5 protein-coding genes are annotated in these 14,872 nt (G+C 47.7%); 2 read left to right on the top strand and 3 right to left on the bottom strand.

Features of this window, described 5'->3' with window-relative positions:
* Positions 1 to 83 precede the first annotated feature (83 nt).
* On the top strand, positions 84 to 11,159 hold the full coding sequence (locus ACN6NF_RS22730) for a beta strand repeat-containing protein (RefSeq protein ID WP_474319688.1): 11,076 nt from the start codon (positions 84 to 86) through the stop codon (positions 11,157 to 11,159).
* A 157-nt stretch (positions 11,160 to 11,316) separates the two neighbouring features.
* Here the strand turns inward: ACN6NF_RS22730 and ACN6NF_RS22735 are convergent, their stop codons facing one another.
* Positions 11,317 to 11,514, bottom strand: coding sequence for a cold shock domain-containing protein (locus tag ACN6NF_RS22735; RefSeq protein WP_013373372.1), 198 nt, complete (start codon positions 11,512 to 11,514; stop codon positions 11,317 to 11,319).
* A 254-nt stretch (positions 11,515 to 11,768) separates the two neighbouring features.
* Positions 11,769 to 12,857, bottom strand: coding sequence for a hypothetical protein (locus tag ACN6NF_RS22740; RefSeq protein WP_474319690.1), 1,089 nt, complete (start codon positions 12,855 to 12,857; stop codon positions 11,769 to 11,771).
* A gap of 475 nt (positions 12,858 to 13,332) precedes the next feature.
* On the opposite strand from ACN6NF_RS22740, the gene ACN6NF_RS22745 reads away from it, so the two are divergent.
* Positions 13,333 to 14,181: a hypothetical protein gene (locus tag ACN6NF_RS22745; RefSeq protein WP_474319692.1), complete on the top strand. Its 849-nt coding sequence runs from the start codon at positions 13,333 to 13,335 to the stop codon at positions 14,179 to 14,181.
* 127 nt (positions 14,182 to 14,308) lie between these two features.
* On the opposite strand, the gene ACN6NF_RS22750 is transcribed toward ACN6NF_RS22745, so the two are convergent.
* Positions 14,309 to 14,434 carry a DegT/DnrJ/EryC1/StrS family aminotransferase gene (locus ACN6NF_RS22750; protein ID WP_474319693.1) on the bottom strand — a complete coding sequence of 42 codons (126 nt, stop codon included), beginning with the start codon at positions 14,432 to 14,434 and terminating at the stop codon, positions 14,309 to 14,311.
* Positions 14,435 to 14,872: the final 438 nt, after the last annotated feature.

The raw sequence follows: 14,872 nt of genomic DNA on the forward strand, positions 1-14,872 counted from the left end.
TACACCCAGCCTAGCTGGCTCTTCCCCTTCAAAAATCTCTGAAGTATCTAATTGGGAAGAGATGGAAAGTAGGAAGTTAATCCATGGCTTTTATTCAGCGTTATGCAACGAACCAGACCGGGGCTATTACCTTTATAGGGAATACGCTCGGGCTGGCACGTTCTACTTCGGTAGGGGTGCCGGGTACTGCGACCAGCATCGGCGCTTTCATCACAACCAATACAGCCTCACGCTTCGGCACATATCCATTCGGCACGACTTCTGCCTTTGCCAGTAACTCATCGACAGCATTCCTTGTGCTCCCTGCGGGCAGTACAGTGCTGTATGCTGAGCTTATTTGGGGAGGAAGCTATGCCAACGGTAGTACCAATGTATTGTCCAGCGCCAGCAACCCAGTCACATTTCAGACCCCTGCTTTATCTACTACAGTCAGTCCTGAATCTGCAACATCGGTCAACGTCACCAGCCTCAGTACCTATGTAAGAACCGCAAATGTAACAAATCTGGTCATTCAAGGCGGCGCAGGAGCGTATACGGTCGGAAATGTGACGGGCACCATTACGGTCCCCGATTCTACCAACACCAACCACGCTGGATGGACGCTGGCAGTGGTGTACAATAACCCGTCTCTCCCCTTCCGTAATCTATCGCTGCGTGTAGGTGGTGAGGGGGTCAGCAGCGCTACTGGCTCGGTCAACGTAGTAGTGAGCGGGTTTGCTACACCAGTACAGGGGACTTTGCGCGGCAGGGCGTTGATTAGCGCCCAAGAGGGTGACGTGGATATCACCGGTGATCGTGCGTTGTTTGGACCTACTACATCCAGCTTAACTGCGCTGTCTGGGCCCAACAATTTTTCGACTAATTTTTTTGCGTCGCAAATTAACGGGGATGACGGCACACTCGTCACGACAGGGACCTTCGGCACAACGAATGCCGTGAATGGGACACCTGGCACGCAGGTTACGGGTGGACGGCAAGGCTGGGACATTACCAACGTCGATATCTCCTCCACGCTGCTAAACAGCCAAACCAGTGGTGTCCTTCAACTAACCACTAATGGCGATATTTATACCGTTAATGCCAATGCCATTCAAATTGATATCAATGCTCCGCTGGTGACCCTAACCAAAACTGCTAGCTCTACGGGGTTGGTAATTGGCGATACAGTTACTTACACGGTTAACATTTCAAATACGGGGCTTGTCAGCGCGTCTAACACAGTACTTACCGATACCATACCAGCCGGAGCTACCTTTGTACCCGGCAGCGTTATTGTCGCGGGCACTGCCCAGCCCACAACCAATCCTGCAACAGGTATTACAGTGGGCAGCGTAGCTCCTTCTTCCACGGTAACCATTACATTCCGAGCAACAGTCACCTCATTGCCAGCCAATGCGCAGCTAGGAAATCAGGCATCAGCATCTTTTTCTTTTCAGACTGTTCCGGGCGGTCCTGTCATTTCTGGTAATGTTCCTTCCAATACTGCGAGTACACCGATCTATCAACCCGTTATTGGGATTGTTAAAAGTGCCAATACATCGGCTGCTACAGTAGGAGACACCATTACGTACACGTTTCAAATATCCAACACGGGTAGCATTGCTGCGAATCTCAACTTTACAGAGAGCATCCCGGCGGGCTCATCCTTTGTTCCGGGCAGTGTGACCATTGGCGGTTCTTCCGTGCCTGCTGCCAATCCTGCTGCTGGCTTTTCAGTAGGAACGATTAATACGGGGTCTACTATACCGGTGACCTTCCAGACCCTCGTCAATGCCGTTCCTGCCTCTGGCAACTTGACAGATCAGGCGACTTACACGTACACCTTTACGCCACCTGACGGACGTGTATTGAATGGAAACGGCACATCCAACACGCTCACCATTCCTGTATCCTCGCCGAATGTGACCGTGACCAAAGCCTCTTCCCTAGCAGCTGCTGCTGTTGGCGAAACCGTTCAGTTTACGATAACCGCCACAAACAACGGCATTGCAAATGTGACCAATGTCGTGGTAACTGATCCGCTACCTAGTGGAGTTGCCTTCGTACCCGGAAGCGTCACCATAAACGGGACACCAGCTACGACAGCTTCGCCTGTAACCGGGATTCCAATTGGCACTTTAGCTCCAGGCGCATCGGTAACGATTGTATTTCGAGCAGCCATTAATTCATTGCCTTCTCCCGCGCAAATCAACAATCGCGCGATCGTCAGCTTCACCTCCGGTGCTTTTACCGGATCATCGTTGTCCAATCTTGTAGCTATACCTGTCGTGATTGCAGCGCCGACGATTACCAAAAGCGCGAGCTCCAACCGTGCCAGCGTCGGTGGGACGATTACTTATTCATTTCTCATCGCCAACACCGGTACAGCCGTGTTAAATACGACCTTAACGGAAACTGTACCGACAGGCTCCACCTTTATTCCAGGTAGCGTCATTGTTGGCGGGTCTTCAGTTCCAGGTGCCAACCCCAATACCGGAATTCCAGTAGGCACAGTGAGTCCTGGGGCACAAATCACAGTCTCGTTTCGCACCACAGTAGACTCTCTACCACCCGGAGGTGGATTAAACGATCAGGGGCAGCTCCAGTATTCCTATCAATTGCAAGACGGGAGAACCCTGTTGGGCACACTTCTTTCAAATATCGTGTCCGTATCCATATCGCTTCCCAACGTAGCAGTAACCAAGTCTGCCGGATTCACATCCGTTAGTGTAGGCGAAACGCTGACCTACAGTGTAAACGCAGTTAATAACGGAATTGATCCCATTACCAACGCCGTGATTATCGATCCGCTCCCTAGCAGTGTGTCATTTGTACCCGGAAGCGTAACTATTGGCGGTTCACCCGTGAGCACTGCTGACCCCAGAAGCGGTATTCCTGTTGGCAACATCAGTGCAGGCGCATCTGTTCTAGTGTCCTATGCCGTGCTGGTCAATGCCGTCCCGTCCGTACAACCGCTGCAAAACACGGCCAGTGTCAGTTTCACCAGTGGCACCTTTACCGGAACCTCTCAGACGAATACGGTTGCTGTGCCCGTTTATCAGCCGCGTATCAGCGTCGCCAAATCTGCAAATACAACAGCAGCTACGATTGGCGACACGATTTTGTATACCTTGTCGGTCACGAATAGCGGCAACTATAATGCTTCTGTCACGCTGACTGATGCTATTCCTTCCGGGTCTACTTTTATAGAGAATAGCGTGGTAATTAATGGTGTTAGTCAGCCTGGAGCCAGTCCAGCAGCAGGTATTTTCATCGGAACCGTGTCACCGCAAAGCCCAATCACACTGACATTTCAAACTGTAGTGGCTTCTCTTCCAACGCCATCTGTGCTAACTGACCAGGCCACTGCCGCCATTTCCTTTACGCTGCCTGATGGGCGGGTACGCACAGAAAGCACATCGTCCAACGTGTTATCCATTCCTGTGTCTGCGCCAAATGTATCCATTTCAAAGACCGCAGACCGTTTCACTGCCATTCCAGGCGATTCAGTGTTATACACGCTGACAGTACTCAACAACGGTATCCAGGCAGTGAACAATGTGGTTGTTTCCGATCCGATCCCGCTCGGCTCCCAATTCACTGCGGGCAGCGTAACAGTGAATGGCATTGCAGTGGCTGGCGGAGATCCGTCATTAGGTATCCCGGTTGGGAATATTGCCCCAGGAGGAGGGGCTACGATCACGTTCAGGGTCACGGTATCCTCTCCATTGCCGAGCCCACCGCAGCTCAACAATCAAGCGCGTGTCAGCTATACCAGCGGCGCTTTTTCAGGTGTTTCAGTTTCTAACCCGGTGACGGTAGCCGTCAATGCCCCAGTGCTAACTGTAAGTAAAATTGCTGATCCCATACGGGCAACGGTTGGCGATATCGTCACGTATTCTGTGGCAGTAACCAACAATGGCAACATAGCTGCTGCTGCCATATTGACAGACAACATCCCCACAGGCTCGGCACTTGTGCCGAACAGCGTGGTCGTTAACGGTACACCTGCTCCGGGCGCCAGTCCCGCAACAGGTCTGTCTATTGGCTCCATTACACCTGGAGCTACAACTCAAACAACTTTTCAGGTGGTGATTACTTCCGTGCCTTTACCTCCCCAACTCACCGACCAGGCGAATATCAGCTTTTCCTTTCAACCGCCGGATGGTCGGATTGTTAACGGCAATGTTTCGTCCAATATCGTCACAATTCCTGTTTCATCGCCCAATGTGCAGGTCAGTAAAAGCACCTCGGCAACTGATGCCGTTCCCGGTGATACGATAACCTATACGATTACAGCTACCAATAGTGGGATCGCAATCGTAACAGATGTCCGCGTGACTGATACCATTCCGACAGGCTCCTCTTTTGTTCCTGGCTCCGTTATCGTAAATGGAACAACGCTGCCGTCAGCCAGCCCCGTGACCGGGATTCCAGTCGGTTCTATCGCAGCCGGGGCGTCAGCAACGGTCACTTTCTCCGTGTCTGTTAACAGCCTGCCTGAGCCACCCCAGCTTAGTGATCAGGCCACGGTTTCTTTTACCAGCGGCACACTGAATTTCACATCACTCTCCAATACCGTTGTCGTTCCCGTTTACCAACCTATTATCAATCTCGTTAAAACTGCTAATATGAGTCAAGCAACCGTAGGCGATACCGTAGTCTATACACTGACCGCCCAAAATACAGGTAATTTAGCAGCAACAGCTACCTTTACCGATGCCATTCCATCAGGCTCCTCCTTTATACCCAACAGCGTCACCGTAAATGGTTTACCTGTTGCCGGGGCTAACCCCCAAACGGGTGTGGTGGTCGGAAATATTGCAGCAGGAGCCTCTGTCGCTCTAACCTTTCAAGTGGTCATTAATGCTGTCCCTGCGGGCTTGGGCCTGTTAAATCAAGGTTCGGCCACATTCACTTTCCAGCCGCCTGACGGTCGAACATTAAACGGAAGCGTCCAATCGAATCCGGTGTTTATTCCTGTATCCAATCCAGATGTGACCGTGACCAAAACAGTCAATCAGACGTCTGTAGCCTTTGGAGATACCATTACGTACACCATTACCGCAGCAAACAATGGCATCACACCGGTGACAGGAACGGTCTTTATCGACCCGATTGCCGACGGCACTACTTTTGTACCTAACTCCGTACAAGTCAACGGTGTCACTATACCGGGAGCCAACATCGCCACAGGCGTGTCTGTAGGCACTGTCCCTGCTGCCAGCTCGGCAACGGTCACCTTCCAGGCCACAGTAACTTCCTTGCCAGCATCAGGTTTGTCAACGGATCAGGCAACAGTCTCCTTTAATTCCGGGGCCTTCGCGGGTCAATCCGTCTCGAATCAAGTCAATCTGCCTGTATTTCAGCCGATTTTGAATGTGACCAATACTTTGAGCGCAGATCGTGCAACCGTAGGGAATACGCTTGGTTTTGTCATCACTGTCACGAATACAGGCAATGCGCCCGCAGAGACAGTCGTGCTGGATCTGTTATCCAGCTCGCTTAGCCTGAATCAAAATAGCGTGTTGGTCAACGGTGCGCCTATTCCCGGGGCAGACCCGATTACAGGCATTAATATCGGCTCGGTCGCCCCAGGTGCGACGGTAACCGTCTCATTTAGTGCCGTGGTCATATCGGTACCATCTGGCTCTATACTAACCAACCAAGCCACTGTGAACTACACGTTCCAACTGCCGGATGGACGAACGTTGACCGGCAGCGGTGCAGCCTTGCCCGTATCCATTCCGGTCTCATCACCGAATGTTACAGTCACGAAGGCTGCTGATGTGGCAGTCGCTGTCGTAGGTGATTCGGTTCCCTACGTCATAACTGCGTTCAATAACGGACTCGATCCTGTTACTGGCGTAATCGTCACAGATACCATTCCTTTCGGAACCGCCTTTGTACCGGGCAGCGTTACAATCAATGGTACTCCTGTTGTTACAGCCAACCCGCAAAATGGCATTCCTGTCGGGACGCTTGGAGCCGGTGGCGGAGCCACTATTCGCTTCTTGCTTAGCGTACAATCGCTGCCGTCACCAGCGTCCATCACCAATGAAGCGACCGTCAGCTTTACTTCAGGTGCATTTAATGGATTTTCTGTGTCCAACCCTGTTACCATCCCTGTGTACCAACCTATCGTCACTGTATCAAAAAGTGCAGGAACGGGAAGAGCTACGGTTGGAGATACTATAACCTATACATTCTCTGTTACTAACTCTGGTAACATCGGCGCAGATACCGTCCTTACTGATCCGATTCCAGCCGGGGCTGCCTTTATCCCTAATAGTGTAGTGATCAACGGCACTGCCGCACCTGGCTCAGATCCAACCGTCGGGATTCCCTTAGGTATTATAGGCGCCGCTACGACCGTCGCACTGACCTTCCAGGCAGTTATTACCTCACTGCCCGCGTCGGGTACACTGGTCAATCAGGCGACCGCTGCTTTCAGTTATCAGCCACCAGATGGCCGTGTCCTGACCGGAAGTGCAGTATCTCCGGCCGTGACCGTCTCCGTCTCTTCGCCGGATGTGGACGTTATCAAGACAGCCTCCGCTACAGATGCCGTAGTCGGAGATACCATTACTTATACCGTGATCGCCACGAATAACGGAATCAGCCCAGTCGTGAATACCGTCGTATCTGATCCACTGCCGCCAGGCACCAGCTTTATCCCCGGCAGTGTGACCGTGAATGGCACATCTGTACCTGCTGCGTCACCAAGCTCAGGCATCCCTGTAGGCACCATTGCAGTGGGTGGCTCAGCAGCCGTTACATTCCAAGTCTCCGTTGCCAGTCTGCCTCAGCCGCCGCAAATAACCAACCAAGCGACTGTCAGCTTTACTTCAGGCGCGTTGACCTCGTCTTCGCAATCCGATCCGGTGACCTTGCCCGTTTATCAGCCGATCATCGGTCTGACCAAAACCGCTAATACCATCAACACACAGATCGGATCGACCTTGGTCTACACCTTGACGTTAACCAATACTGGAAATATCGCCGTTTTACCTGTTCTGTCGGATAACATTCCTGTAGGTTCTGAACTATTGCCTAACAGCGTAGTCGTTAACGGCATCCTGGTGCCAGGAGCTTCGCCAGTTACAGGCATAACACTCGGATCACTGGCCCCTTCAGGCAGTATCACAGTAAGTTTCCAAACCATCGTCTCGTCTCTGCCAACTCCGCCTATACTGACCGACCAAGGGCAAGTGAACTTTACGTACTCACCACCGGATGGTAGAGTGCTGAGCGGTACTGTCACATCCAATACAGTTAATGTCGCTGTGTCTGCACCTAATATTCAGGTGACTAAAACATCCAGTCTGGCAGCCGCTGTAGTTGGAGATACGATCAGATATACACTGAGTATTACGAATAGCGGTGTGGATTCCGTTACAGATACCGTTGTAACCGATACAATCCCAGCAGGTACTTCCTTCGTTCCGGGTAGTGTCCTTATCGACGGGGTACCTTTCCCTAACGCCTCGCCCATTGCTGGAATTGTCATTGGAAACGTCGCACCTGGAAATACATTTATCGTGAGTTTCCAAACTTCTGTCCAAAGCTTGCCGCAACCACCACTGCTCACTGATATTGCATCCGTCACATTTACCAGCGGAACGTTCACCGGCACTGCCTTTTCCGATCCACTCATCGTCCCTGTGTTCCAGCCGTTAATTACACTTACTAAAGCATCCAGCACTGTTAACGCCTCCGTCGGCGATACACTAACCTATACGATTACAGCTGTGAATAACGGTAATATTGCAGCTGCCCTTACGATCAGTGATAATATCCCCGCCGGATCATCATTCCTTGCCAACAGTGTCAGTATCGCTGGCAGTCCACAACCTGGTGTGTCCATCGAAACGGGCGTCCCGGTTGGATCTGTGCTGCCGGGCGGAACGGTATCCGTAACTTTCCAAACCGTTATCAATGCTCTGCCTAATCCACAGGTACTGGTCGATCAAGCATCAGGCTCATTCACTTTCCAACCGCCGGATGGCAGAACCGTATCAGGATCAGTTGTATCCAACACAGTTAGTATCTCTGTATCTTCGCCAGATGTGAGCATTGTCAAAGGAACAGCAGCTACAGACGCCATTGTCGGCGATATCATCACCTATACCTTGGCTGTCTCCAACAATGGAATCAGTACCGCCAATAATATAGTGGTTTCAGATGTCATTGCAGCGGGAAGCTCCTTTGTGAATGGCAGTGTTACTATAAACGGAACCTCCTTCCCTGATAGAAATCCGGGATTTGGAATTGCCATCGGTACACTCACTCCTGGAGCCGTTACTACCGTTACATTCCAGGTTCGAGTTGATTTCTTACCCGCACCTGCACAATTTACCAATCAGGCATCAGTTAGCTTTACCAGCGGGGCATTTACTGGCAGCTCAATATCTAATGTGGTAACTATTCCAGTCTTCCAGCCGATCCTGACAGCAGTCAAAACAAGCAGTACCAACAATGCCACCATAGGGGACATCATCACCTACACCATTGTCGTATCCAACACCGGAAACATTGCTGCCTCGACTACGGTAAGTGACAATATTCCAGACGGCTCCGTATTCCTTCCAAATACAGTGTCGATTAACGGCATCGCTGCTCCTGGTGCAAGCCCAGTTTCCGGCATCCCGACTCCAGCTATAGCACCAGGACAATCGGCAACCGTTACTTTCCAAGTGCTGGTATCCTCCATCCCTACAGCTGTACTACTGGTAGATCAGGCTGAGGTAGGCTATCGCTTTAATGCTCCAGATGGCCGAGAGGCTGGCGGATTCCATTTATCCAACATCGTTGAGGTTGCCGTGTCACCGCTAGATATCACCTTAAGTAAAAGCGTAAGCTCACCTTTCGCCACTACTGGCGATACCCTGACGTATGAACTCGTGATTCATAACGAGGATGCGGACACCGTACAAAATGCCCGTTTCCTGGATACATTGCCAGAGGATATCGAGTTTATTACAGACTCAGTTCAGATTAACGGGTCTACCGTGGCTGGAATCGATCCTAGTGATGGCATACCGTTGCCTTCATTAGAAGCGAATACTAAGACCCTTATATCCTTTGAAGTCCGTATCGCAGCTACCGAACAGCCGGGACCGCGTACCAACCAGGCCCGCTTGTTGCTCACAAATGGTGAAGAATCAAGTGCCATTTTGTCCAATCCTGTGACGGTTGCTATACTCCAGCCTGTAGTGAACCTTACGAAATTAACCAATACAGAGATCGCACATCCGGGTCAAAGCGTCACCTATTCCATCATCGCGGAAAACACCGGAAATATTGGGGCCTTCGGCTTGTTGGCTGACTTATTGCCACCTGATCTCTCCTTTGTTCCCGGCTCTGTTTCGGTTAATGGAGTTGCTCAATATGGTGCCAGTCCAGAACAAGGTATTACTCTAGGCGCTATTGCACCAGGAGAAAAAACGACTACTGTCTTCTCCGCACTTGTCGTTCGTGTCCCTGAGTCGGGCTTACTAGAGAATCAAGCTTCGCTGACTTACTCCTACCAGTTACCAGATGGACGGAGCCTAGATCAGCAAACGACTTCGCCTTCCGTCTCGGTTAAAGTAGCCGCTGCCGATCAAGGAGCCTTGTCAGCTGTGCTGCACACGACGGTATCTACTGTCGCATTGGGTGATGCTGTGCCTTATCAGCTGACCCTTGTTAATGATGGAGGTTCCGTCGTTACCGACATCGTATTAGCCGATTACGTACCAAGTGGCACCCTCATAAGCCCGGACAGCTTGAAAATTAACGGTTCTTCATCTGCCTCCAGCAAGCCGGGTGAACCACTCTTTATCGGCAGCTTACAGGCGGGACAGACAATTAACGTATCCTACACCGTAAATGTTCAATCTCTGCCGATCGGAGGACGTCTAAATAATAACGTGCGGCTTCAGTATGCTGATAGTGGTGGTGCGAGCGAGGTCACCAGCAATACCGTGACTATAGCTGTTTTCGATCCGCAGCTTGCCGCAAACATCTCCACAGAAAATAAGGAGGCCCTAGCAGGAGAAACCCTGACCTACACGGTACTGCTCAATAACTTTGGCAACATTGCTTCAGAAGTTATTCTGCAAAATTTCATCCCTGCCGGGACCCTATACATTCCTGGTAGCCTTCAGTTGAACGGTCAATCGTTGGCAGAAGCCGATCCTGCCGCCGGAGTTAGTCTTGGATCTGTAGAAGCCGGTCAGTCATTGACCCTGACTTATCAAGTAACCGTATTCGAGACACCTCCATCCGGCTACATCGTAAATCAAGCTGCCTTTACCTACTCGTTTACATTACCTGGAGGAAGAATCGTACCAGGCACATTGACTACCAATACCGTGACAGTCCCAGTGGTATTCCCACTGCTCGAATTAGTGAAACAGGTGAACACCCATGACGCCTCTGTAGGAGACACACTGACCTTCACCATTCAGATCACAAATAAGGGGGGAATCTCGGCGCAGTATCCGTTGTTCACGGATCCGTTGCCGCATGGACTTGTTTATGTGCCCAACAGCCTGACTATCCAAGAGAAAGCACAGCCAGGCGCTAATCCTGGCACTGGTATCACACTCCCGGATATTGCACCAGGAGAGACGCTCACCCTTACGCTCCAGGCACAAATTCGTGAAGCACCTGCAGATGGAACATTCAGCAACCAGGCCACCATCGAATATACCTCACGTCGTAGTGGTGGAGAGACCCTGCAGGAAACCGCCCAAACCAACACTGTAGGCGTGGCCGTCATCGCAGCCATCCCTAAACTTACACTTAGCTCCAGCGCTCTGCGTGTCGGGCAAGAAGATACCCTGTCCTTCACCGTCCAGGTGGAAAACATCGGCAACACTCCGCTGGAGGAGCTATTGCTCACAGCACCATTCTCAGCCGAAGATTTCCTTGTACTGAGAACCGTCACCGTGAACTCTGTGCCAATTCCGCATCCTAATCTGCTCCAAGGTATCCCGTTAGGCCAGCTTGATCCTGACCATAAAGCCGTCATCGTCTTCTCCTTCGATATCGAATCTGCACTCCGCGCGTACTTGATCGCCCAGGCCATCCTGCGCTATCAATTCCGTTATCCAGACGGACGCGTAGAGAAACAATCTGCCTCCTCCAATACCATTTTTGTGGAGATGGCTGACTTTGACGGTTTTCTAGAGTAAAGGTTCTGTTACGTTGAGCCCCTTACCCGTGTAAGGGGCTCTTTTATGTATGTAGAAAACATAAAAAAGCCCTGGAATATATTCCAGGGCAGTTGCTAGCGCGTTATCCATTGCTAACCATCTTACCAATTATGTAGGTCGGCTATGCCGGGGATGATTATAATTTGGTTACGTTAGCGGCTTGTGGTCCACGTGCGCCTTCGACGATGTCGAACTCCACGTCTTGTCCTTCTTCAAGTGTTTTGAAGCCTTCTGTTTGAATTGCGGAAAAATGTACAAATACGTCGCCGCCGTCAGCCGTTTCGATGAAACCATAACCTTTTTCTGCGTTGAACCATTTTACTTTACCTTGCATGCACTAACATTCCCTTCGTCATCAAATGAAGTGAAGCTCTCGCCCACATTTTTGACTATACCACCCAAAGTTATCCATTGTCAATTGGAATTGATAATGTTTTCATACATAGTTATTCCAATTTTATATTGACAAAGCCTTCTATTCCTATAGATTGGAATGGTATAGTAGGCAAAAGAGTTTATTATACTTGTATAATAAACTCTTTGTGAATGTTTGAAACTACTAAAATAAATTTAATTTTTTCTACGACGTTAGTTATAGTAAACTACCGTTGGCTGGGGCTCGATTCCTTTTGCATAGTAGTAATTTAAGTTACTTACAAAATCAATTACTTTCTTTTTATCTAGATCATACACAAGAATGTCTGGATCTCCAGCCATATCAATAAAATCTAGACGTCTCGGCGTAGTTCTGCCACTGGTGTCAACAAAAGAGGAACTGTGATACGGTGGATTGCCTGAACTATATGCAGATTCAAAATAGGTAAAAAGCGTATCTGCATTTAGAACAATCAAAACAGCATTATCCGAGCTTGCATAATTTGACGTATACTTCACAGGCGTAGTGATACTTTTAACCCGAACATCTGATACATTATGACTCCTTGAAGAATAACTCCCACCACTGGAGAAGTTGAATTCTCTTGACCATTCCAAATTCGGGTTTGCCACCGTTGTATTGGCAATTTGGGTCCCATTCACCTTAATATCTCCGTTTGAATACTCAATTACCGTATATAACAAATTGTTAGAGTAGGATGTTAGCTTGGCCGTCTTACCATTAATCGGTGTATCCGCTGGTGAGGCCGCATTCATGTGGATACTATAGCTTTCACCTACCGTTCCTGTGGAAGTAACACGCAGGCCCCAGTCCCCTGCTTTTAAGTCTGTAGCAAACTTCAGTTCAGAGGCCTTTCCTCCAAAACCTGTCAGACTTGCTGTCCCCGTGCTCCAATCAATCGAGTACAAGTCAAATCTATAATTGGGATTACTGGATTTGATCTGAGCCAGAATGCTTCTATCCGTAGGTACGTTAAAGAACCAAAAATCTGTTGGATCAGCTGTCGTTAAAGAATCAGTGAAACTCATGAGATCACCGTTCACATTGAAATTAGACGTTAATGTAATCCGATGATTGTTCACTTTAAGAGTCTCGCCATATACAGCTTCAATCGTGCTAGTAGGTTCTAGCGCTTGAGTCGTATTAAGTGAAAGTGACGTAGCAGTATCCTTCGTCGTTGAATTTGATGAACTGGCCTCAACTGAGGCTGGAGCTATTGACATACTGCTTAAAACTAAAATGGCTAATAAAATCCCAGAAAGATATTTTCCCCACTTCATAAACATCATCCCTTCTCAGAATATTTAAAATTATTCATAGATTGAAAATAATTCCTGTGGATGATGTACTATTTCTATACAACACTTAATTATCCTTTATTCTAAGCTTTCGTCTTAGAAGATCTTATGGTGAATCTATGAACTAACCTTGATCAGCACCCTCATCCATTAATACTAACTTTCCATTTTTTGAATTCTATAGCCACACTTTATATATCAATACAATGCACTATAATTTCGACCTTGTGTTGAAACTACTAGTTATCCATTCAGCCTACTTTTGTTTAATAACTCATCCACTTTTTCTATATCAAAAATATGTGGATAACAAGAATATCTACTATTTTCAAATAATTCAGTCATCATATTTTGTATAACAGGAAAGTTTATTCTGAATATATAGACATAAATGTTTAGACATCCCTTTTGTTCTTTTGTATTCTTGGTAAGTAAATTAACTCAAAGGAGAATATGAATGAAAAAGATTTTTATCCCACTCTTACTTTCCATGTTTTTTGCATTATTTATCGTTTCACCCACTTTTGCTGCTACAAATATTGGGTCAGTATTAGAGCAACCCGAGCAAGGTTGGACAAGATATAATCACGACTCAAGTGAGATAACCTATTTAGGTGGAAAATGGACGCTGGATTCAAGTTCAAAATCTTATAATTCTACAATTGGTAATAAGGATACAGGTATTAAATTTAATTTTACCGGTTCTAAAATCCGATATATATCCACTACATGGTCATCTGGTTCATCTAGTAATGATGTTATAATCGACGGTAAAGTCGTTGGTAAAATTAACTTTTCTGGTCCCGAAGTGTACCAGAAAAAAATGATGTTTGAAAAAACGGATTTAAATCCAGGTGAACATTCATTCGAATTGAAAAATAATGGTACCAACTATATTTTCTTCTACGGTGTGGACATTGAAGGAACTTTAAAACCATTCAATCTAATAAACCCGACTCCTGTGAACCCCGTGCCTGTAGATCCAACGCCTAACCCTGATCCAACACCAAGTCCTAATCCTGATCCGTCCGAACCTACTGAGCCAACCGAACCAGCACAACCAACTGGCGACCGAGCTATTCTGACTGTAACAATGGACAATGGATTTGATAAAGAATTCGATCTGAGTAAAAAAGAATTGAATGCCTTCATCGCTTGGTATGACGCTAAAGATGCTGGTAGAGGCCCTTCATTCTTTGCGGTTGATAAGCACAATAATAACAAAGGTCCATTTAGTAATCGTAAGGACTATGTAATATTCAATAAAATACTCACGTTTGAAGTAAGTGAGTATACAACTAAATAAATAATAAAGAGGACTCTATATTGGTTAAATACCAGCGGAGTCCTCTTTTAAATCTACTCTTACGGAAGAATAAGATCCGTTAACTTAGTAGATTCCGGCGTTATTTTCTCAACTACTCCTCCGCAGTCTACAATCTCCTTCCTTTATATTCACCAAGAATTCCTTGTGCTGCATCCTCTACAACTGCCAAATTGTATCTATTCGTCAACTCTAAAATTTTATCCATATCACAAGCTACTCCAGCATAATGCACTGGGACAATTGCCTTTGTTTTATTTGTGATCGCATCTTCTGTAAGATCTTCATTATTTGAAGTCGAATATCCACGAATACAATCTTAGCTCCTCTTAAAACAAAGGCATTGGCAGTAGATACGGATGTATAAGAAGGCATGTTTACACTAAAAGTTCTTTCAAACTAGTTTGCACATAAACTCGTAAATTCTCCATCCCCCGAAAGATGTCCACTAAAAAAATGACTTTTCAACATACTCCCCTTCTTTACCTACGATTTCCAGTACATTGAAATTTATCATTATCATCTCTCATTTCAGAAAATTATGTGGTGATGCCTATGCCTATGTAGCTTAATAAAAGTGTGGTGAATTTAGTCACAGTCTCAATAATTTGTCTCATACTTTCACTGTAAAAAATTTTATCCGTCCTGTTTATTGCTAAAGATCTTCCGCGTC

The organism is Paenibacillus sp. TSM33 (assembly GCF_056099025.1).